The sequence below is a fragment of the Pelagicoccus mobilis genome (assembly GCF_016595505.1).
Classification (GTDB): domain Bacteria; phylum Verrucomicrobiota; class Verrucomicrobiia; order Opitutales; family Opitutaceae; genus Pelagicoccus; species Pelagicoccus mobilis.
The window spans coordinates 1-21,510 of record NZ_JAENIL010000047.1; the positions used below are offsets into that span (position 1 = coordinate 1).

At 54.7% G+C, this 21,510-nt stretch carries 14 protein-coding genes and 1 other RNA gene; 10 read left to right on the forward strand and 5 right to left on the reverse strand.

Features of this window, described 5'->3' with window-relative positions:
- A partial coding sequence (locus JIN87_RS21020) for a putative Ig domain-containing protein (protein ID WP_200357595.1) occupies nucleotides 1-8,300 on the reverse strand: 8,300 nt, incomplete at its 3' end.
- A 150-nt stretch (nucleotides 8,301-8,450) separates the two neighbouring features.
- Nucleotides 8,451-9,311 (reverse strand): metallophosphoesterase, encoded by an 861-nt coding sequence (locus tag JIN87_RS21025; protein ID WP_200357596.1) that lies wholly within the window; start codon nucleotides 9,309-9,311, stop codon nucleotides 8,451-8,453.
- 125 nt (nucleotides 9,312-9,436) lie between these two features.
- Here JIN87_RS21025 and JIN87_RS21030 point away from each other — a divergent pair, with 125 nt between their 5' ends.
- Entirely contained in the window at nucleotides 9,437-9,655 is a 219-nt protein-coding gene (locus JIN87_RS21030) for a hypothetical protein (RefSeq protein ID WP_200357597.1), read from the forward strand.
- Between the two features lie 20 nt (nucleotides 9,656-9,675).
- Here the strand turns inward: JIN87_RS21030 and argA are convergent, their stop codons facing one another.
- Together argA and JIN87_RS21040 are read right to left on the reverse strand one after the other, a co-directional pair.
- On the reverse strand, nucleotides 9,676-10,992 hold the full coding sequence (argA, locus tag JIN87_RS21035; protein WP_200357598.1) for an amino-acid N-acetyltransferase: 1,317 nt from the start codon (nucleotides 10,990-10,992) through the stop codon (nucleotides 9,676-9,678).
- 61 nt (nucleotides 10,993-11,053) lie between these two features.
- Nucleotides 11,054-11,782 carry a hypothetical protein gene (locus JIN87_RS21040; protein ID WP_200357599.1) on the reverse strand — a complete coding sequence of 243 codons (729 nt, stop codon included), beginning with the start codon at nucleotides 11,780-11,782 and terminating at the stop codon, nucleotides 11,054-11,056.
- Nucleotides 11,783-11,940: 158 nt separating this feature from the next.
- On the opposite strand from JIN87_RS21040, the gene JIN87_RS21045 reads away from it, so the two are divergent.
- From JIN87_RS21045 to JIN87_RS21085, 9 genes are all read left to right on the forward strand, one after another.
- Entirely contained in the window at nucleotides 11,941-13,710 is a 1,770-nt protein-coding gene (locus tag JIN87_RS21045; RefSeq protein ID WP_200357600.1) for a proline--tRNA ligase, read from the forward strand.
- A gap of 43 nt (nucleotides 13,711-13,753) precedes the next feature.
- Nucleotides 13,754-14,104, forward strand: coding sequence for an ATP-dependent Clp protease adaptor ClpS (locus JIN87_RS21050; RefSeq protein WP_200357601.1), 351 nt, complete (start codon nucleotides 13,754-13,756; stop codon nucleotides 14,102-14,104).
- The gene (locus JIN87_RS21055) at nucleotides 14,091-14,597 is read left to right on the forward strand and encodes a hypothetical protein (protein ID WP_200357602.1); all 507 of its coding nucleotides are present in this window, start codon (nucleotides 14,091-14,093) and stop codon (nucleotides 14,595-14,597) included. Before JIN87_RS21050 ends, JIN87_RS21055 begins: the two co-directional genes overlap by 14 nt.
- Nucleotides 14,598-14,609: 12 nt before the next feature.
- A complete protein-coding gene (locus JIN87_RS21060; protein WP_200357603.1) occupies nucleotides 14,610-15,083 on the forward strand; it encodes a hypothetical protein in 474 nt (157 codons plus the stop codon).
- Nucleotides 15,084-15,297: 214 nt separating this feature from the next.
- A non-coding RNA gene (gene ssrS / locus JIN87_RS21065) (6S RNA) lies at nucleotides 15,298-15,480 on the forward strand.
- A 163-nt stretch (nucleotides 15,481-15,643) separates the two neighbouring features.
- A complete protein-coding gene (locus JIN87_RS21070) occupies nucleotides 15,644-15,982 on the forward strand; it encodes a hypothetical protein (RefSeq protein ID WP_200357604.1) in 339 nt (112 codons plus the stop codon).
- A gap of 130 nt (nucleotides 15,983-16,112) precedes the next feature.
- Entirely contained in the window at nucleotides 16,113-17,012 is a 900-nt protein-coding gene (locus JIN87_RS21075; RefSeq protein ID WP_200357605.1) for an aldo/keto reductase, read from the forward strand.
- A gap of 61 nt (nucleotides 17,013-17,073) precedes the next feature.
- Nucleotides 17,074-19,266, forward strand: a complete 2,193-nt coding sequence (locus tag JIN87_RS21080) for a DNA polymerase domain-containing protein (RefSeq protein WP_200357606.1) — start codon at nucleotides 17,074-17,076, stop codon at nucleotides 19,264-19,266.
- Between the two features lie 14 nt (nucleotides 19,267-19,280).
- A complete protein-coding gene (locus JIN87_RS21085) occupies nucleotides 19,281-19,751 on the forward strand; it encodes a cupin domain-containing protein (RefSeq protein WP_200357607.1) in 471 nt (156 codons plus the stop codon).
- 100 nt (nucleotides 19,752-19,851) lie between these two features.
- On the opposite strand, the gene mnmM is transcribed toward JIN87_RS21085, so the two are convergent.
- Nucleotides 19,852-21,507 carry a tRNA 5-(aminomethyl)-2-thiouridylate-methyltransferase MnmM gene (gene mnmM, locus JIN87_RS21090; protein ID WP_200357608.1) on the reverse strand — a complete coding sequence of 552 codons (1,656 nt, stop codon included), beginning with the start codon at nucleotides 21,505-21,507 and terminating at the stop codon, nucleotides 19,852-19,854.
- Between the last annotated feature and the right edge of the window lie 3 nt (nucleotides 21,508-21,510).

A 21,510-nucleotide genomic window follows, 5' to 3' on the forward strand; every position in this document is an offset into this window, starting at 1 on the left:
ACTGTTACCGATATGGAACCTACGTCACCGTTTTCTGGAGTACCTGAGAGTTCACCTGTGTCCTCGTCGATTGAGAGCCAGTCTGGTAGCGGATCACCGTTTTCTAGAGTCGCTGAGAATGTAAGCGAGTCTCCGGCGTCTACGTCGTTAAAGTTACTGGAGACGTCCAAGCTGAATGCCGCGTCCTCGTCAGTTGTCTGATTGGAGATCGCCGTAGCGGTTGGTCCATCGTTCGTGTTGTTGACCTGGATACCGAAGGTAGAGGATGCTTCTTCTCCAGATTCGTCGGTTGCAGTGACGGTTAGTGAGATAGAACCTACGTCGCCGTTTTCTGGCGTGCCTGAGAGTTCACCTGTGTCTTGGTCTATAGATAGCCATGACGGTAGCGGATCACCGTTTTCTAGAGTGGCGGAGAATGTAAGTGAATCTCCTGCGTCTATGTCATCGAAGTTGCTGGAGACGTCCAAGCTGAACGCGGCGTCCTCGTCAGTTGTCTGGTCGGAGATGGCTGTGGCTGTCGGCCCGTCGTTGGTGTTTTCGACTTGGATACCGAATGTTGAGGATGCTTCTTCGCCTGATTCATCGGTGGCTGTGACTGTGACTGAGATAGACCCTACATCGCCGTTCTCTGGTGTGCCGGAAAGCTCACCTGTTTCCTCATCGATGGAAAGCCAGTCTGGTAGCGGATCCCCGTTTTCGAGGGTAGCAGAGAATGAGAGCGAGTCTCCTGCGTCTATGTCGTCGAAGTTTCCGGAGACGTCCAAGCTGAAGGCGGTGTCCTCGTCAGTTGTCTGATCGGAGATCGCTGTGGCGGTTGGCCCGTCGTTCGTGTTGTCTACCTGGATGCCGAATGTTGAGGATGCTTCCTCGCCGGACTCGTCAGTTGCAGTGACAGTGACTGAGATAGACCCGACGTCTCCGTTTTCCGGGGTACCGGAGAGTTCACCTGTGTCTGTGTCTATTGAAAGCCAGTCTGGTAGTGGATCACCGTTTTCGAGGGTAGCCGAGAATGTGAGCGAATCTCCTGCGTCGACGTCGTCGAAGTTTCCGGAGACGTCCAGACTGAACGCGGCGTCCTCATCAGTTGTCTGATCTGAGATAGCTGTAGCGGTTGGCCCGTCATTCGTGTTGTCTACCTGGATACAGAATGTTGATGATGCTTCCTCGCCTGACTCGTCGGTTGCTGTGACTGTGACTGAGATAGAACCTAAGTCCCCATTTTCCGGAGTACCTGAGAGTTCACCTGTGTTCTCGTCGATGGAGAGCCAGTCTGGTAGCGGATCTCCGTTTTCTAGAGTCGCGGAGAATGTGAGCGAGTCTCCTGCGTCGACGTCGTTGAAGTTACCGGAGACGTCCAGACTGAACACCGCGTCCTCGTCAGTTGTCTGATCGTCGATCGTTGTGGCGGTTGGCCTGTCGTTTGTGTTGTCTACTTGGATACCGAAGGTAGAGGATGCTTCCTCTCCGGATTCGTCGGTTGCTGTGACTGTGACTGAGATAGAACCTAAGTCCCCATTTTCCGGAGTACCTGAGAGTTCACCTGTGTTCTCGTCGATTGAGAGCCAGTCTGGTAGCGGATCGCCGTTTTCTAGAGTCGCTGAGAATGTAAGCGAGTCTCCGGCGTCTACGTCATCAAAGTTGCCGGATACGTCCAAGCTGAAAGCGGCGTCCTCGTCAGTTGTCTGATCGGAGATCGCCGTAGCGGTTGGCCCATCGTTGGTGTTGTCTACTTGGATACCGAATGTAGAGGAAGCTTCTTCTCCAGGTTCGTCGGTTGCTGTGACTGTGACTGAGATAGAACCTACGTCACCGTTTTGTGGAGTGCCTGAGAGTTCACCCGTGTCCTCGTCGATTGAGAGCCAGTCTGGTAGCGGATCACCGTTTTCGAGGGTGGCCGAGAATGTAAGCGAGTCGCTGGCGTCTACGTCGTCGAAGTTGCTGGATACGTCCAAGTTGAACGCGGCGTCCTCGTCTGTTGTCTGATTGGTTATCGCCGTGGCAGTTGGACCGTCGTTGGTGTTTTCGACGTGAATGCTGAAGGTCGAGTCAACGATTTCTTCCCCGTCTGATGCTGTAACGGTGACTGAAATCTCGCCGACGTCATCGTTCTCTGGAGTTCCTGAAAATACGCCGGTGTCTTCATCGAAGGAAAGCCAATCAGGAAGAGGCGCTCCGCCCTCTAGCGTAGCTTCGTAGACGAGTGTGTCGCCTAGGTCGATGTCATTGAAGTTGCTGGAGACATCCAAGCTAAACGCTGAATCCTCGTCCGTCGTTTGATTCGAGATGTCAGAGGCAGTCGGACCGTCGTTGGTATTCTCGACCGCGATTTGGAAGTTCGTGCTGGCCGACTCCTCACCGTCAGAAGAGGTTACGGTAATCGAAATCTCGCCTACATCTTGGTTGCGAGGGGTACCTGAAAGCTCTCCGGTTTCAGAGTCGATTGAAAGCCAATCTGGTAATGGATCACCGTTCTCGAGTGTGGCAGAGAAGGTGAGGGTGTCTCCTTCATCGATATCGGAGAACGCCTCTGATGTGTCGAGGTTGAAGCTTGAGTCTTCATCCGTAGACTGGTCTTCAATGACGGTGGCGGTTGGCCCGTCGTTTGTGTTGTCAACTTGGATACTGAAAGAGTCTGTCGCTGTTTCTCCCTCTAAGTCTGAAGCGGTGACCGTAATCGAGATGGTCCCGACATCGCCATTCTGAGGTGTACCTGAGAGCTCGCCTGTGTCTGGATCGATAGATAGCCAGCTTGGGAGAGCTTCGCCGTTTTCTAAGGTAGCTGAATACGAGAGAGTGTCACCGAGGTCGACGTCCTCGAAGTTCGATGAAATGTCTAAGCTAAACTCTGAGTCTTCGCTGGCGTTCGTGTCGGCGATCTCGGCTTGAAGGGTAGGAGTATCGTTGGTGTTTTCGACCGTAAGCTTGAAGGATTCTGTCGCGGACTCTGCTCCGTCGCTTGCGGTGACTGAGACTCTGATTTCGCCGACATCTGCATTGGCTGGAGTTCCGCTGAATGTCCCGTTCTCGGAGTCAAACGACAACCAGGACGGAAGGGGCTCTCCGCTTTCTAGGTTTGCAGAGTAGGAAAGTGTATCGCCCAAATCTTCGTCTGAGAATGAATCTGAAACGTCGACTGAAAAGGCTGAATCTTCGCTGGCGATTTGGTTGTCAATCGTGGTCGCTACAGGACCGTCGTTCGTATTCTCAATCTCGATACTGAATGTTTCTGTTACGCTTGAACCTGACTCGTCTATTGCCGTGACTTCGATGGATAGTAAACCTACATCATCGTTCTCTGGCGTGCCGGAGAAAGTGCCGGTTTCGGAGTTGAATTCGAGCCAGGCTGGAAGTGCAGAACCGTCTGCTTGAGTTGCCTCGAAGCTTAGCTCTGCTCCCTCGTCCTCGTCTGAGAATCGGTTGGATACGTCTAATGTGAAAACAGTATCTTCAGCAGTCGTTTGATTCTCGATCGCCACCGCTTGGGGCCCATCGTTCGTGTTTTCGACTTCAATTGAGAAGGTGTTGGAGACTGATTCCTGCCCGTCGGATGCTGTTACGGTGACGCTGATGCTTCCGACGTCATCGTTCTCAGGAGTCCCGGAAAGAACACCGGTTTCTGAGTCGATGTTCAACCATGACGGAAGAGGTGTTCCGTCTTCAAGGGTCGCGGAGTAACTGAGGGTGTCGCCGGCATCGATGTCCTCAAAGGCTGAAGAGGCATCGAGATTGAATTCGGCGTCTTCGTTCGTGGAAACATCTGGGAGCTGAACGGTAACGACGGGAGCGTCGTTTGTATTTTCAACTTCGAGCTCGAAGGTCTGAGAGGCTGACTCTTCTCCGTCGCTTGCGGTTACTCTGAGCTCAAATGAGCCGACGTCATCGTTTTGTGGAGTTCCGGAAAATTCGCCCGTTTCACTATTGAAGCTAATCCAGTCCGGAAGTGGGGAGCCGTCTTCGAGCGTAGCTGAGTAAGTGAGAATATCGCCGAGATCCTCATCATCGAAATTACTTGAGACATCGAGATGGAATGACGCATCTTCCGTTGTTTGCTGGTTCTCGATGCTGGTCGTTACGACTGGTCCGTCGTTGGTGTTGTTGACGGTGAGTGTGAACTCGTCGGATACTTCGCTTTCCCCATCGGAGGCTACGACCTTGATTGAGAGCTGACCAACGTCTCCGTTTTCTGGTGTCCCAGTGAAAGTGCCGGTTTCGCTGTCGAAAGTGAGCCAGTCTGGAAGAGGTGAATCATCTGCCAGCGTCGCGGAATAGTAGAGGGTGTCACCTAGGTCTTGATCCGAGAAGTTGTCACTGACGTTGAGTTCGAATGCAGAATCTTCTGGCGTCGTTGTGTTCTGGATACTCGAAGATACAGTGGGGCCATCGTTAGTGTTTTCTATCTCGAGAGTGACGTTGGACTGAGCTGAAACCTGACCATCGCTCGCGGTGATGGTTGTCTCGATGCTGCCTACATCGTCATTGCGAGGGGTGCCTGTTAGTTGTCCGCTCTCGGCGTCGAAGGACAGCCAATCTGGAAGTGGATCTCCGTTGGAGAGTGTTGCGGAATAGCTCAGCGTATCTCCCAAGTCCTCGTCTGAGAAATAGGCTCCGGCATCGAGGTTGAAGTCGGAGTCTTCATCGATGCTTTGATCCTCGATCGGAGTTGCGACAGGGCCATCGTTCGTATTTTCTACCGAAAGCTTCAGTGTATTGCTCGTGGACTCTCCGCTTTCGTCCGTAGCCGTAATTTTGATACTGATCTCGCCTACGTCACCGTTCTCTGGAATTCCTGAAAGTTCACCTGTTATCGGATCGATTGAGATCCAATCAGGAAGTTCGCTTCCGTCCGTTAGTGTTGCAGAGAAGGTAAGCGAGTCACCAGTATCCTCGTCGGAGAAGTGAGAGGATGTATCGTATGAGAATGCAGCATCCTCATCTGTGTTGATTGGGCTGAAGTCCGATGTGACGACTGGTCCGTCATTGGTATTTTCAACTTCAATCGTGAAGGTGTCTGAAATGGAGGCTTCGCCGTCATCGGCTATGACTTTTACCTCGATCGATCCTACGTCCTCATTTTCAGGAGTGCCTGTGAAGGTCGCGGTGAACGGATCGAATTCTAGCCATTCTGGAAGGGGAGAGCCGTCTGATAGGGTCGCGGAGAATTCGAGAGCGTCGAAGAAGTCGGGATCACCGAAATTCGATGAGACATCTAGCTCGAAAGGAGAGTCTTCATCTGTCGCGATGTCTTCGATACTGGTCGTGACAAAGGGACCGTCGTTTGTGTTTTCAACTGTGAGAGATAGGGTAGTAGATGCGGTCTCGTCTCCATCGCTTGCGGAAACCTTTAGCTTGATGCTCCCGACATCTCCGTTTTCCGGCGTGCCGGAGATTTCGCCTGTGTGAGCGTTGAAACTCAGCCATTCGGGGAGTTCGGAACCGTCTTCGAGGGAGGCTGTAAATGTTAGCTCGTCACCTGCATCGACATCACTGAAGGCGTCGGAAACGTCGAAAATGAAAGGGGCGTCCTCGTCTGTGGTCTGTTCAGGGATGTAAGTGGCAACAGGTCCATCGTTCGTATTCTCGACTTCGATCGAGAAGATGGCGTTTGCATTCTCTTCTCCGTCGGAAGCGACAACGAGTATCGAAAGTTCACCTACGTCTTCGTTTTCAGGAGTGCCTGAGAATTTGCCAGTGGCTTCGTCGAACTCGAGCCAGTCTGGAAGCTCGCTACCGTTTAATAGTGTAGCGGAGTAGCTCAGAGTGTCACCGACGTCGACATCAGAGAAGGCATCGGACACGTCGAGCGAGAATCCGGAGTCCTCAGTCGCCGTCTGGTCCACGATCGCGGAAGCGACAGGACCATCGTTGGTATTGTTGACCATGATGGCGAAGAAGTCGTCGACGCTTTTGTCTCCATCGCTGGCTGTCACTTGGATAGTGAGCATACCCACGTCTTCATTTTCGGGCACACCGGAGAATTGGCCCGTGGATGAGTCAAAGCTCAACCAGTCAGGGAGGTCGCTGCCGTCTGGAAGTGTGGCGGTGTAAGAGAGCGTGTCGCCGAGGTCGCTGTCGCTGAAATTGGAGGCGATATTGAATGAGAACTCGCTATCCTCGTCGGTCGTTTGATCTTCAATCTCCGAATCCAAGTTCGGCGCGTCATTTTGGTTTTCGACGTGGAGGGCGAAGGTGTTGGATACTTCTTCGCCGCTTTGATCGGTTGCTGTGACGCGAATTTCCAAATTGGAATCTCTTCCTTGTGGAGGGGATCCTGTGATTTTGCCCGTTTCCGCATCTAGCGAAATCCACTCGGGAAGTGCGGAACCGTCGCTTAGCTCGCCGGAAAAGGTGAGCGAGTCGCCGAAGATCAAGTCTTCGTCTGTGAAGTGAGAGCCGGCGTCGATGTCGATATCATCGTATTCGCCAATGGATACATCCTGGATTTGGGTGAAAGTTGGGCGATCGTTTACGTTTACTATGTCGAGCGTAAATGAGGTGATGGCGCTTTCTCCGTGAGAGTCGGTAGCGCTAATCTCGATACGGTGTTCTCCGACGTTTTCGAAGGACGGGACGCCGGTGATCTTACCGCTTTCGGGATCAAAGTTCAGCCACTCTGGCAGATCCGCGCTGAGGGTGAGGGTATCGCCTGTATCCACGTCTGCGAATAGGCCTTCGGGGAGGTCGAAGGTGAAGGCCGCGTCTTCGTTGGCGGTTTGGGAGCCGATGGAGAATGTGGTGACAGGAGCGTCGTTGATGCTCTCGACATCGAGGCTGACTGTCTTGCTTTGCCCTGACCAAGCGGTGCCGTCGGAGCCGGACCAGGCGAAAGTGGTTTGCCCGTTCCAGTCTTGATTGGGGACGAATGATATCGCGTCGATGCTGTCTGATTCGATCGACTGGCCGGCTACTATGGATTCTCCGTTGAGGAAGAGCGTGCCGTTTAGTGGCAATGTGTCGATGCGGATGGCCGATAGTTCGTCATCGCGATCTTCGTCGGTGAAGGCTTGTTCGAAGGCGTCGCGTTCGAAGGGGATGGCGAGGTCTTCACTGCCTTCGAAATTGATGTCAGTAATTTCGGGACCGTCGTTGGCGTCGGCTGGAGAGAGGCTGAGGGTGCGATCGATTTGTGTGCCCTCGTCGTTTTCGATTCGGAGGGTGAGCGAGTAGGTTTCTGGCGCGCTCTCGTAGTCGATGCTGGTCCCGTCTTTGAGCTTGAGGGTGGAGCCGTCTATTTCAAAGAGTTCGTGCTCGTCGGAGATGATCGAGTAAGTGAATGGGCCTTCGATTTCGTCTTCTATGCCGATGGCGTTCAGCGAGCCGATGGTCACTCCATCTTCGTTTTCGAGAACGGATGAGTTTGAGAGTGTTAGGGTAAGGTTCTCGTCGTTGAAGGGATCAGGGAGGATTACGGTGAGTTCGGTCCGGTCGATCACTTTATCATCGTCTTCGGGGTCGGTGACGATGATGTCGACATCGACTTGGTCGCCTCCTCCGCCATCTTCAACATCCACGATGACCGTCACCGTGCCGTCGTCGTCGACTGTAGTGTCCGAATCGAGCACGACATCGTCATCGCCGGTCACGGTGGTGGTGATGCGGACGCGAGTGATGTCTACGATGGTGGTCGTGTCGATGACATCGGTGATGTCGATGGTGACTGTTGTGTTGGTGTCGTCGTCGTCGCCTGTGGTCGTCGCTGAATCGTCTTCCTCAACGTCGTCGAAGGTGTTTGCCCGCGCGTGTGCGCTGTGGTGATCGGCTTCTTGGGTGGCAAGCTCGGCGACTCGCGCTTGTTCGCCGGACTCTCCGTTCGAGCCGAGTAGGGAGATGGTTACCGATTTGAAGTGGCTGCGAAGCTCTGGGTTTTCGCTGCCGTCGGCGTTGAGTTGGAATTCGTCGAAGGCGGATGTGTTTTGGGAGAGCTGGCTGATGATGGAGAGCAGCGTGACGCTCTGGAGGGCGACTGAGACTCCGTTGTCTTCGGGCTCGATGCTGACGGCGCGGAGATGGTCGTTGGCGTGGTCGGGATTGGCGTCTTCGGGATGGGCGACGAAGTTGTCGGCGGTGATTGAGGTGCCGTCGGGGAGCTGAAGCTCGGTATCGTCGGCGAGCAGGAAGTTTTTCAGCAGATAGGACGAGCCGCTTTTGGTCATGACGAGCACGTCGTGGCCTTGGGGGACCATGTCCGCGATGTCGTCCGGGTTGGTGAGTTTCAGTGATTCGCCCCCGTTGAAGTCGAGGGATTGGCCGTTGGAGAGTTCATATTCGCGGGAATCTCCAGGTTGGTTGAAACGGAAGCTCATAGAGTAAGGTCGATCGAGGTTGATTTATCCGCGCGCAAGGCGACTCCTCTTCATCGGATTTACTCGCTGAAAACTTACTCGATGGGCCTGCTTTTACGGAGAATTTCCGCAAATGGGCTCGTTTAGGGCCTCTACGGTGGGTTGAGGGGTTTAACTCACCTTGTGGGGGATTTTCTCTCTGGCGACCTCTTCTAGCTCGAAGGTCGCGAGTTGCTTCCCTATTTCGATCTGATTCTCTCTTTTTTTTATCTTTCTGATGGAGAGCCTGTTGGAGGCGATATCGACGCATCTGGCCCCAGGCCAAGGGAAATAGGAGCCAAGGTTGATGATGGTGGTTTCACCCCTTTTCCAGACACCTGGGTTGTGGGTGTGACCAACGACCACGAACTTGGGGTTCAGGCCGAAACGTTGGGCGAGGGAGGCGGCTCGATCAGGCACTTCTCGCCAGCTTTTGAGGATGCGAAAAGGGGTACTTGGGGGCCAGGCTTGGTGAAGGAGGATCTTGATTTTTCCCCAAGCGGTGGGGTTGTATTTTTTGTCGTGCTGGTGGGCGGTGAGGGTGGCTTGCTTGTAGAGCTGGAGGTAGTCGTGGAGCTCTTGGCTGCTGGAACCGGTGGCGTCTGGATCGATATTTGCGGAGAATCTGCGTAGGTTTCCGACATTCGAGCTCCAGGGGGCGATATCTGCGAAGAGCGCGTCGCCGTGAGTGATGAACACTTGGCCGCCCATGATGGAGAGGGAGTGCTGATCGGAGATATCCGGATCGTGGTTGCCGGTGATCAATGTCGTTTCGCAGTTCCAGTTTTCCGCTTCTTGCCAGAATCGCTTTTTTTGAGTCTCGGCATTGTAGGGGCTGGAGTCGATGTCACCGTACTTGGTCTCCAAAGTGTCTCCGTTAAAGATCAGCCAATCAACGCCTTCTGCTAGAGGTCGCAGCGCTTTGAGATCATCCACGACGCTGGCTTTGTGCCCGAGATGTATATCTGAGACGATGCGGATACGTGAGTTCATTGCGAGTCGGAGGAGGCAGGGAGGCAAGTCGGTTTGGTGAAGATCCTCTCAGTGCCTATCGGACGGAACTCCGATCCCTAAAGACCGCAAGCAAGAATCCGAATATAAGAGGTGGAGCCAATACTATGAAAACTAAGAAATTTGAACTCTTGCTCGGTGGGGCCCAGCCTCAAAAACTTTCTCCGGATGCGATGATGGGCCTGCACAGCCTGAGCCGCAGCATCAGCGAAAAGACTGCGGAGGATGAGCTTTTTGAAACTGCGATCCGTCGAGCGAACGAGGAGGAACTCCGAAAGCTTGCTCGTTTCCGTCTGGATTCAGCGGCCTCGAAGTATCTGGACTAAGCCGAAGTGATATCCGCTCGCTACCTTTTGAAGGTCTTGAGCAGCACCTTGGATTGGCGCTGGTTGGCGTGGTAGCTGGCTTTGCGCTCGTGTGGCAGGATTTCTGGGCTCACCTCCTCGAAACCGAGGAGGCTGGTGAAGAAGTCCTGGGTTTGGGTGGAGAGCGCGATCACGCGTTCGGCGCCTTCTTTTTCGGCTAGCTGGCAGGCGAAGCGAACGAGCTTTCGGCCGATGCCTTGCCGTTGGTAGAAAGGGTGCACAAAAAGGGAGCTGATTTCGCGAAGCCCGGGATCCTCCTCGAATCGGTCGAGCAGCACGCAGGCCATGATGTTGCCGTCGACTTCGTACACGTAGTAGTTGCCGATCTTCTCTTCGATCGAGGACATGCTGCGATCGATCAGCTCTTCGCGCGCTACGCCACTGCGAGTGAGGTGGTAGACGAGAGGTACCTCATCGTGCTTCGCTTTGCGGATCTGCTGGTACTCGTTTCCGTAGATGAGGGTGCCGACTCCTTCGTTTGAGAAGACTTCGCGAATGAGTCCGTCATAGATGTGTCCATCCAAAATGTGGATACGAGCGATTTCAGACTTTACCCCCCGCAGGGCATGCTGGGCCTTGCTTTGGAGGGCGGGAGTGAGTGTGGAGAATTGTTCGCTGGCAACGAAATCCTCAAGCTCGGCGATCGGGATCTGCTGGGTGAGGCGTCCGTCTTGGCGGAAGCCGTTTTCGTCGGAGAGAAAAAGGATCTTAGTCGCTCCGAGGGCGATTGCTGTGTCGACTGCGAGAGCGTCGCTGTTGATGCGGAGCGTGTGGCCATCCCGGTCAAAGCCGATTGGCTGTATGATCGGGATGATGTTTTTCGCGATCAGGTGGTTTAGGAAATCCGCGTCGACCTGATCGGTCTTGCCGGTGTTGAGGAGGTCGACTCCTTTGAGCACTCCGACGGGTTTGGACTTGATGGAGTTTGTGATGGCGCACTTGAGCTTCGCTTTGGTCAGCGCTTCGAGAATCTGGTGGGAGACGCGAGAGGAGGCGCGGATCGCTAGATCGAGCGTGGCGTCGTCGGTGGGCCCGCTGCCGTCGGTGTTGCTGGGCGTAATCCCTCGCAGGGTGGAGAGGTCGGCGAGTTGTTTGCCGATCCCGTGCACGATGACGACATTGATCTGCAGGCTGCGGAGAACGGCGATGTCGAGCAGGAGGTTCGGCAGATTGTCGCTTTCGATTATGGACCCGTCGAGGGAGACTACGAAGGTTTGTCCCAGGAATCTGGGGACGTAGTTTAGGATGCCACGCAGGTCGGTGGGCTTGATCGTTTGTTCGCTATCGCTCGCGTCCATCGTTCGTAAGGTGATCGCATTCAAGTGAATACGTGGCTGCTGGCAAGCGGAGAGTAAGCGGCTAGTTCTCTGGCTGCTCTTCTTCCTCCTCTTCGACTACTGCGGCGCTAGGGTCGAGGTTTGTGATTTGCCATTCGGCGAGGCGATCTTGGTTGAGGAAATTGACGTCGATGGTTTCCGCGGCGATTGGTCCGGTAGGAATGAGGAAGTTGACTGGCGCGGTGTCGCCTTCGAGCAGGCTTTGGTCGAATTTCTGGAGGCTTTCGACGTAGAGGGTGGCGAGGATGAAGAGCTTTCCGTCCTTGTAGAAGCTGAGGAGCTGGAGTTGCTCGTTGTCTACTAACGCGGCGGGGACGTGCAGGCGGAGGGGGAGGGGTTGGCCAGGGGTGAGTTCGCCTGGGCTTTCGGTTTTGACGAAACCGGGCAGCAGGACCGGGCGGCTGCTCATGTAGTACTTGAGTTGTTCGGGAATGACCTGGTCTAGAACGTCGGGAAAAGCTCGTGATGTAGACTGGGCGGGGGCGGAGATTTCGACGGGGGCTGTGCTCCGGTCGCTCTTGAGGCTGTACCACTCGTAGAAGTTCTTCTGGGCGATGGCGTTTTTGCGGTCCTGCATGGCTTGGTAAGGCTCGAAGGCCGGGCCTTCCTTGCGGTATTCCAGCTGGATCCAGGTGTAGATGCCGATGAAGGCCACGATGGCGAGGGCGATTGGCCACATGGGCCAAGGCTCGCGGGTCCTCATGCTGTCGGGCAAAGGCTTGTTGGGATTTGGCTGTTCTGGTGTGCTCATCGGACAGCCTAGGGAGCGCGAAAATCCTCCGAGATAAAGCCTGAAATGGAGGGGCGGTGTGGGCGAATCGCGGCACAAGGCCGCTTCCCACATACTCAAGTCGTATTTAAGGATTGTGTGAGCGGGGAGGCGGCGCATTTTTTGGGCCCTTCACAACCATGGACTACTGGAGCAAGCAATACATCCCAACCCTCAAGGAAAGCCCCGCGGAAGCGGAAATCGAGTCGCACAAGCTGCTGCTACGCGCTGGACTCGTGCGCAAGATCGGAAGCGGTATTTACGCGTTTCTGCCGTTGGGTAACAAGGCCTTGGAGAACGTCAAACGCCTCTGTTGCGAGGAGATGGACAAGGCGGGAGCGATGGAATTGCTGATGCCTGCGGTTGTACCGGCTGAGTATTGGCAGGCGGGGCCGCGCTGGAATGCGGCACGCGAGATCATGTATCAAGTGGCGAGCGCCGGTGAAAAGGCGGAATTTCCAGAAGAGCCAGCCTTCGTGCTTGGCCCGACCCACGAGGAGATCATCACTCCGCTCATCGGCTCGGAAGCGACAAGCTACCGTGAGATGGGGAAGACTTTCTATCAGGTGCAGACCAAGTTCCGCAATGAGATCCGTCCCCGCTATGGTCTGATGCGGGCCCGCGAGTTCATCATGAAGGATGGCTACAGCTTCGACGCGACTGACGATGAGGCGACGGCGACCTACAAGCGAATGGCTGGGGCTTACGACAAGTTTTTCGCCCGTTGCGGTTTGAAGTTCATCTCGGTGGAAGCGGACACCGGAGTGATGGGCGGCGCGTTTTCCCATGAGTTCATGGTGCCTGCGGAAGTGGGCGACGACGATGTCGTCTACAACATCGAAAGCGGCTACGCGGCGAACGTGGAAAAGGCGACGAGCGGCCTCGTGCCAGCTGATTTGGAAGACGCTGCTCCAGTGGGCGAGATCGAGAAGTTCGACACGCCAGGTGTGAAGACGATCGAGAAACTTGCGAAGGAGCCTTTCAACATTCCCGCCGATCAGCAGTACAAGACCTTGCTCTTTGTTGGAGACGACAAGCTCTTTGCGGTGGTTGTGCGTGGCTGCGATCAAGTGGAGGAAGCTAAGCTCGGTTCGCTTGGCTACGCTTTGATCCGTCCTGCAACTGTGGATGAGATCTTTGAAGCGATGGGTGCCTACCCAGGTAGCCTCGGAGCTGTAAAGGGCACGATCGCGAACCGCGACAAGCTGGACGGCATTTACGCGGACGAAGCGATTCGCTTGGTTGGCAATGGAGTGACCGGTGCCAACGAGAAGGCCAAGCACCTCAAGAACGTGAACGTTTCACGCGATCTCGACATCGATAAGTTTGGCGATTTCCGCAAGGTGCAAGCCGGCGAGCCTTGTCCTGTATCGGGCAAGCCGCTGGAGATCCAGCGCGCGATCGAAGTTGGGCACATTTTCAAGCTCGGCACTAAGTACAGCGAAAACTCCGAGTACGGCGCTCAATACGTCGATAAGGATGGTAACAAGCAGCCTGCTGTCATGGGCTGTTATGGTATTGGCATTTCTCGTACGTTGCAGTCGATCATCGAGCAGAAGCATGACAAGAATGGCATCGTTTGGCCGTGGGCTGTCGCTCCTTATCAGGTGATCATCACGGTGCTTGATCCTGGTATGGAAGAAGCGGATACGCTTGCCCAAAAACTTGGTGAAGCTGCCAAGACTGCGGGTGCGAGCGTGTTGGTTGACGATCGCGAGGGGCGTCCGGGCGTGAAGTTTAAGGATGCGGACCTGATTGGAATCCCGCTTCGTGTCACCATCGGTGGGCGCGGTCTGAAAAACGGCCAAGTCGAGATGAAGTGGCGCGACCAGGACGAGATGCAGAAGGTGGATATCGCCGATGCTGAGTCGGTGCTGGTCGAGGGTATCAAGGCAAAGGCTGAAGCATGAGCGTTAAGGGGGTAGAGTCCGCTGTCCCAGCGGGCAAACCACGATGGCCGCTAGGGACAGCGGCCGCTACCTCTACTGGATTCGAATGGTAGCATTTGTGACAAACGTCGGCTCTCCCGCAGCGGAGACTGAGACCGAGGACAAGACGGCTTTGTCGGACGTCTGGGGCGTGGTCGTGCTCAATGACCCTGTCAACCTCATGTCGTACGTGACGATGGTGCTTGAGCGCGTGCTCCGGATGTCGCGTAGCAAGGCGGAAGAGCACATGATGGAGGTGCATCAGAAGGGCCGGTCTCTTGTTTGGAAGGGCAACCGCGAAAAGGCGGAGGGCTATGTCTACCAATTGCAGGAATGGCATTTGTCAGCGATTCTGGAACGCGATGAAACAGATTGAGATCAGGCTAGATCCTTCGTTGGTGGAATCGCTTCTGGATGCGATTCGCCCTGTCCTGACGCAGCTCGAGTCAGAGTTGGCGTCGCCTGCGGAGTTTCCGGACGAGGATGAGCTGTTGGAGGATTTCTGGAAGAGCGACTTGCTCAATTCGCAGCGGGCGGAGTTGGAGGTTATTCGCAATCTCTTTGACGATGAGTTTCTTCTGAGCGGGCGTGCCCTGATCAGCTCGGACGAGATGGATTCGGTGATTCGCGCTTGCGCGGCGATTCGCTTGAAGCTGCGCGACACGATGCTCGAGCCGATTTCTGACGGCCAGTTGGAGGAAGGCGATTTGGAAGGGGTGGAGTGGACTGACGAGATGCAGATTGGCTACGCGGCGTATGCTTTGTTCGCGAGTCTGCAGGAGCTCATCATCTCCCAAATGTCTTGGGGCGAGTCGGAAGAGCCGGAGCCGGGATATGGCGACGAGGAGGATTTGGAGGACGAGCGTTAGCTCGAGGCGATTATGACGGTAAAGGAATGTATCCACTGCGGTTCTGCTCATGCGAACGGGACTGATTGTTGTTCCTCGGGGTGCGACTTGGCTCGGCGTTTGCCGATGGGCGATGGCGATTTGCCGGCGACTTGGCAGCTCGGAGTCGCTCTGGGGTGGGGCTTTTTGCTCTTTAACCAACTCTTGTTTGCGGGAATGGATTTTCTCTCGCTGTCGAAGAACGATCCTGAAAACGCGGGTAAGTTCGCGATCGCCTCGATCGCGGCGGGCTGTTTGGTCGCCGCGGCGAGCGTTTTCTTTTTCGCGATTTCGAAGCCTAAGCTGATGACGGACTGGCAGATTCTTGCGGTTTCCGTTGGATTGGGCGTTGTCGGCGGCTATCGCTTGGGCGAGAAGTTTGGAGAGGGGCCGGTGCTTGGCTTTTTGATCGCTAACATATTGGTCTGCTTGTGGTTAGCTCGTGGACTTGTTCGTCGGTCGAAGTGAAGAAAAGCAAAACGGGTGGGCGTGTTTTTAAGTGTCGCCCATTTCTCAAATGGTAGGGTCTGACCGCCGGGCAGACCGTGTTGGGGATCAAGCTTCTGCTGCGTGCCGGGCCGTCACGCCCTACCGGGGACTCTTTAAAAAACAGCCAAATCGGGTAGGGGGATCTCAATAGGTTTGACGATTCGGGCCTTGTTTGGAGTATCTAAGGCCTTCGCGTACCCTGCGGTGTTCGAGGTGCTGATAAAACGCTCATCGCCTACTTTACTTTTACGGGAGTCACGGAGGGTAGTTGATGCTGGGCCGTAAATCGGAAAGCAGAGGCTGTCTAACGGTCGCCCACCTGTATTTAAACAGGACTATGAGCCCCTTCGGCATACGGCACAATGGTGGGGTACGCGTCTTTTTTTTAAGAGGAGCTGAGCTTCGATCCCTAGGCAGCGACTCATCGCTCGGTCTCATTCTCGAATGGGGGCTGGAGGGGGGTAGGGTGAGGAAGATTGTGCGGGAAACGTAATATAAGTTGCTCTTTTATGAAGAGGCTTGGTAGAGGTCGTGCCTATATGGACCCGAAGATCTATTCCCTAATCCACGTCCTCTCGATTCTATTGCTTTCTGGATCTGTGTTTTACATCGCTGCGAATCCGCAGAAGCACAAGAAGCCTAAGCTGATGGCGATCAATGGCGTCATCGGTCTGCTCGCTTTGGTTGGCGGTTTCGGCCTGATAGCCAAGCTTGGCTACAGCTATACAAGCGGTTGGATCATCGTGAAAGCGGTGGCTTGGCTGTTCCTTATGGCATTGGCCGGGATGGCGTTCAAGAAGCCGAAGGGCTTTGTCATCATCGGGGCGACTGCTGCCTTGGCGATCGCGCTCTTCATGGTGTATTTCCGTCCGTTCTAAGCGAGGTCGGCAATTGTCACTTTCATAAGCTCCGAGTCTAGGGTCTCGGGGCTTTTTGTTTGCGCAATTTGTGGGTTGGATTGCGCGTCGTGATTTTGTAGCGTGTTTGCGCTTAACCCCAACCCCGCCTATGAGACGTAGAGATTTTCTTGGTCGTATCGCTGCTGCCGCGACTGCAGCTCCTTTGCTTGGCTCGGCCGCTTACTCGAAGCCGACTGACCGTTTGCCGGAGGTGCCGAAGGTGACGTTCGCGAAAACCGGGATCACGACGACGCGTTTGGCGCAGGGGACTGGCTTTAGGGGGTTCAATCGGGAGTCGGATCAAACGAGGCAAGGTTTCGAGGGATTTGTGAACTTGATGCGTCATGCCTATGACCGCGGCGTTCGCTTGTTCGACTTGGCGGACCTTTATGGGACGCATTACTATTTCAGGGAAGCGCTTCGCTTCATTCCTAGGGAGGAAATTACGATCCTCTCCAAGCTTTGGTGGCGGTACAACGACAAGGATCCTAAGGGGCTGAGCACAGCGGAACAACGGCGGGTGGCGCGTACTGCGGTTGACCGCTTCCGCCAGGAATTGGGTGTGGATGTGATCGACATTTTGCTGATGCACAACGTGACCAGTCCGGAATGGGATGAGGACCTGGCAGGTTACTTGGAAGTGCTGCAGGAATACCGGGACGAGGGAGTGATTCGCGCTCTGGGGATGTCTTGCCACACGCTTGAAGCGCTTGAACGGGCTGCGGAGACGGAATGGGTGGAGGTTGCGCTGACTCGCATAAATCCCTACGGAGCTCAGATGGATGGCTTGCCTGATGAGGTGATGCCCGTTCAGCGTCGCTTCAAGGAGCGAGGAGCCAATGTTATCGGCATGAAAATCTTTGGAGCTGGCAAACTGCTGGACAAGCGAGACGAGTGTATGAAGTTCGCTCAGAACTTGGGCTACCTCGATGCGATGACGATCGGGGCGCGTTCGCCTGAGGAGGTTGATGAGAACATTCGCCTCATGGCGAAATACTCGGCTGTTTAGTTCGATTGCTCGGCGTCTATTTTGTTTGGACGCGGGCTGAAGCACCGCGCTACGGTTGGGGATGTCTGCTTCTATTTTGGAATCGCTGTGTGGTGTGTGGATCGGCCCGGAGGGGGAGGCTCATTTGACTTGGGCGACTCCGGACGGGAGCCGTAAGGAGGAGCGAAAGCCGTTTGTCCCCTTTGTTTGGGGACGCGATGAGAATACGTGGGCGACGGAAGAAGGACTGATTGCGGAACGGTTGTCGGGGGATGGCGAATACGACCATTTGGTGCGCTTTCAATCGCTCGAGGGTTATCAGTCTTTCGTCAAGCAGCACGGTCGCAGTGGTTCGATCGACTGGATCCGGTTGCTTGAAAGCCAGTTCCTGATGGAGCAACGGATGCGGCTGTTTGGCGATATGCACTTTTCTCAGCTTCGCCGGATGCAGCTGGACATCGAGACGGCTTGTGAAGTCGAGGGTGGTTTCAGTAGCCCGACACGGAAAGGGGATCGTGTGTTGGCGATAGGGCTCCAGTGTGGGGAACGAGTCGAGACGCTCGTTCTTGAAGAGCGAACGGATGCCGGTGAGCGCACGTTGCTGAAGCGGCTGAACGAGTGTATTCAGGAGATGGATCCGGACGTGATTGAGGGGCACAATATCTTCAAGTTTGACCTGGACTATCTGCATCGCCGAGCGAAGCGTTTCAAGCTGGCGGTCAATTGGGGGCGCTATGGGCAGGTGGCGAAGTTTCGCAAGACTCGGATCCGAGTGGCCGAGCGTATGATCGACTACACGCGTTGCGACATCCCGGGGCGCTCGGTGGTGGATACCTATTTGTTGGTTCAAATTTTCGACATCACCACGCGCGAGCTGATGTCCTACGGCCTGAAGGATGTGGCGAAGTATTTCGGGGTGACGTCTCAGGAGGGGGAGGAACGAACCTATATCGAGGGATCGAAGATCCAGTACATGTTTGATGATGACCGGGAGACGTTTTTGTCGTACCTCCGCGATGATTTGAGAGAGACGAAGGGGGTGGCGGATCGTTTATTGCCGACTTATTTCGAGCAAGCGAAGGCGTTCCCGACGACTTTGCAGGAGGCCTGTCTCCGAGGATCGGCGAGCAAGGTGGATCTGGTTTTTCAGGAGGAGTATTACCATGCGCGTGCGGCGTGCCCGATTCCCGGAGAGGTGAGCGCGTTTGAGGGTGGCTATACGGCGAGCTTCGAAGAGGGGGTGTTCGAACGCGTGCTTCATTTTGACGTAGCTTCCCTTTATCCGAGCTTGCTGCTTTTGATCGGGCGAAATCCTAAGCGGGATCATTTGGGTGTGTTCATCCCGATGTTGAAGCGTTTGCGGGAGTACCGTTTGAAGTACAAGAAGCTGGCTCGCGAGACGGAGGATTTGTCATTGGCTAGCGAATACAATGCTCGGCAGGCTAGCTTTAAGATCTTGATCAATTCCTTTTATGGATACCTCGGCTTTTCGGGGGCGCGATTTGGCGACGCGGCTTTAGCGGCTGAGGTGACGGCTAAGGGGCGCGAAATTTTGCAATCGCTAATTGAGTTCTTTAAGAACGCTGGCTGTGAGCCTTTGGAAGCGGATACGGATGGTATCTATGTCTCTGCCGGCGAGTACTTTGATCGCGAGGAGGAACTGTTGGGACTAGCTCAGAAGGGACTGCCGAAAGGGATCGAATTGGAATACGATGGCAAGTACCGTTCGATGTTCTGCTACAAGGCGAAGAACTACGCTTTGTTTGACGGGGAGAAGGTGACAATTCGAGGTTCCGCGCTTCGATCGCGAGGAATCGAGCCGTTTTTGAAGGATCTCACTTGGAAGCTCATTTATTGTTTGCTTGGAGCGAGCAAGGACGATCCCGCTCGCTTAGCTCTCGATGTAGAGAAGAGAATCGAGGCTCAAGAGATGCCGGTAAGGCAGATCGCAAAGTCGGAGGTGCTGAGCCAAAACCCTGAGGCTTACCAGAAGAAGATCGAGGCAGGCGGGAAGCCGCGTCGGGCTTCATTGGAAGTGGCGCTTAAGATGGAGAGGGAAGTGGCTATGGGGGACCGTGTGTCCTACTTTATTTTGCCCAAGCAGAAAGGGCAAACGTCTGATTGGCAAAGAGCGTATCCGGTGGACGGTTACGACAAGGATTCGATGGGATATGATCCTACGTATTATATAAAAAAACTGAATGATTGGCGGAAGCGTTATGCTCCGTTTTGTCCCGCGTTGCTCGAGAATCCGGACCAGGGGGAGCTTTTCTGAATTAGGAATTTAGAATGAAGAACGAAGAAGTCGACGAGGTGATTCGGAAGTTGGGCTTGGAGCCCCTCGCAGAGGAGGGGGGATGGTTTCGACGGATCCATACTGGGGCAGCTGGTGATGCTGGGCGGCCGATTTGCACGACGATCTACGCTTTGTTTACGAGAGAACAGTTTTCGGCTTTGCATCGCTTGGATGCCGTCGAGCAGTTCTTCTTTCTCGATGGGGATGCGTTTGAGGTATTTCGCATCGATGCGGATGGTAAAGGTAGGACCGAGTTCTTGGGGCAGGACTCGCCACATCAGGTGTTTGAAGCTGGTTGTTGGTTTGGCGGGATACCTGTTGAGGGAGGGACGTTTGACTGGTCCTTGATCAGCTGTGTTGTGACCCCGGGATTCGAATGGGCCGGGTTCGAGATCGGGCAACGAAATGAGTTGTTGAAGATGTATCCGAAATTTGAGGAAGAGATTATCCGGCTGACCCGCTAATGTGTTCTTTTATGGGGAACCCGTTTGGGGGAAGGGCAACGCTTGTCGTTGCCGCGGAGACTAACTCAAACCACTGCGGCAACGACGGAGCGTTGCCCTCCTAGGGCTTTTTTCTGACAAATATCGGGTAGGGGGAGTGCGGATTGCCTTGAGGGTGTGGCTCCATGTAGGTCGAAAATTTTTCTGGGAACAGATCGTTGAACCATGAGAGCACAAGCTCTACCTCTTCCTGGGCCCCCGAGTGGGTGGGGTAGAGCGTGATCGATAGAAGCCCCCCGGGCTTGAGGAGTTGGAGGCTAGCCTTCAGAGCTTGGATGGTGGTGTCCGACTTGGTTATCAGAGTTGGGTCTCCACCGGGCAGGAAGCCGAGGTTGAAAACGATCGAGGAAATATTCCCATGAAATTCGGATGGGATGGTTTCCAGTAGGTTCTCATGCCCGGCGTGGTACAGTGTGACGCGAGAGTCGAGTTGATGCTTTTCGAGGCGTTGACGCGTGGTTTCGAGCGCTTGCGTCTGTATGTCGAACGCGAATACGTGTCCCTCGGAGGTGACTGATTCGGCTAGCCATTGAGTATCGTGACCGTTGCCGGCCGTCGCATCTATGACTAGGTCGCCATTTGATAGGTGTTTGAGAACCTCCGCTTTTGCTACCTCGGTGGCGATCCAGCGTTTCGGTTTGCTGTTTTTTGTTTTTAGAAAACGTGAGGGGAGCGTTTCGCTTGGAAGCTGCGTGTCCGTTGAGGCAGCGGAGGCGATCTGAAGGTGTTGGCTTAAAGCTCCTGCGAAGTAGGGAATCTGAAGGGATCCTTTGCTGCCGAATCCGTTGAAGGCGATTATTTGAGGGGTTTCAGGATGAGGCCCGACGACAGGATAGGCTCCTGCGGTGGCAGGGCGCACTCCGGCTCGAATCTGTTCGAAGCTCCAGTTCCCGGGGCCGAAGTGTTGATTCAGGAAGCTCTCGATTTCGGCGACTCCAGCCTCATCAGGAGTATCGCTCGCGTCATCCCAATTGTAAGTGGCGCCGACTTGGATGATCCCGTCGTGACGAGGGACGATGAATTTCCCTTTGATTATGATCTTGGAATCGCGTGACAAGCACGCTCCCACGAGTTTGATGCTGGCGATGATCCCCTTGGCCGGTTTGTAGGGGACGAACTGGAAGTGAGGATTTCCTGTGGCAAGGTGGCCCTCGGCAAAAATAGCGTGTCTGGCGGTTCGTCCACGAAATTCGACTGCACTCTCGGTGACCGAGATATCGTCGTAGTTGAAGCTCGAAGACAGCAGACGGTCTTGGGATTGAAGCTCGCCGTGAATTGTGTCGAGAAGGGTGTTGGTATCTAAGTATCCGGCTTCAGGGATTGTGAAGTGGTCTTCCGCTGAGTCGCCGACCCAACGCTGGTAATTTGGATCGTCGAGGCGTTTCTGCCAGAAGCTTTTCTCTTGATCGTTTACGAGCTCACGGTGGATGGATCGCGGGTGGAAGAATTGCTTGCCGAACTTTGATTCGAGTTCTTGGTAGTAGGCCTTCGCGTGAGGAATCAATTTGCCAGCCTGCCAGATCAGTTTCAGGCGCTTTCCGCCGATCGGATTGATAAGACCAGCCGCGACTCGAGAGCAGCGTGACTTTTGGGGATCGTTGACGAGGAGTATTTGCTTGCCTGCTGAGTGTAGTCGTTCGGCGAGGATGGTGCCTGCTAGCCCTCCGCCGAAGATGATGGCGTCGTGGTGTTTGGGACTGGAGGGAGGGTTTGTCAAAAT

What these genes read in the sequence shown, in the direction of transcription:
- JIN87_RS21025 (WP_200357596.1), bottom strand. Translation starts at nt 9,311, where the DNA reads ATGAACTCACGTATCCGCATCGTCTCAGATATACATCTCGGGCACAAA.
- JIN87_RS21030 (WP_200357597.1), top strand. Translation starts at nt 9,437, where the DNA reads ATGAAAACTAAGAAATTTGAACTCTTGCTCGGTGGGGCCCAGCCTCAA.
- argA (WP_200357598.1), bottom strand. Translation starts at nt 10,992, where the DNA reads ATGGACGCGAGCGATAGCGAACAAACGATCAAGCCCACCGACCTGCGT.
- JIN87_RS21040 (WP_200357599.1), bottom strand. Translation starts at nt 11,782, where the DNA reads ATGAGCACACCAGAACAGCCAAATCCCAACAAGCCTTTGCCCGACAGC.
- JIN87_RS21045 (WP_200357600.1), top strand. Translation starts at nt 11,941, where the DNA reads ATGGACTACTGGAGCAAGCAATACATCCCAACCCTCAAGGAAAGCCCC.
- JIN87_RS21050 (WP_200357601.1), top strand. Translation starts at nt 13,754, where the DNA reads ATGGCCGCTAGGGACAGCGGCCGCTACCTCTACTGGATTCGAATGGTA.
- JIN87_RS21055 (WP_200357602.1), top strand. Translation starts at nt 14,091, where the DNA reads ATGAAACAGATTGAGATCAGGCTAGATCCTTCGTTGGTGGAATCGCTT.
- JIN87_RS21060 (WP_200357603.1), top strand. Translation starts at nt 14,610, where the DNA reads ATGACGGTAAAGGAATGTATCCACTGCGGTTCTGCTCATGCGAACGGG.
- JIN87_RS21070 (WP_200357604.1), top strand. Translation starts at nt 15,644, where the DNA reads ATGGACCCGAAGATCTATTCCCTAATCCACGTCCTCTCGATTCTATTG.
- JIN87_RS21075 (WP_200357605.1), top strand. Translation starts at nt 16,113, where the DNA reads ATGAGACGTAGAGATTTTCTTGGTCGTATCGCTGCTGCCGCGACTGCA.
- JIN87_RS21080 (WP_200357606.1), top strand. Translation starts at nt 17,074, where the DNA reads ATGTCTGCTTCTATTTTGGAATCGCTGTGTGGTGTGTGGATCGGCCCG.
- JIN87_RS21085 (WP_200357607.1), top strand. Translation starts at nt 19,281, where the DNA reads ATGAAGAACGAAGAAGTCGACGAGGTGATTCGGAAGTTGGGCTTGGAG.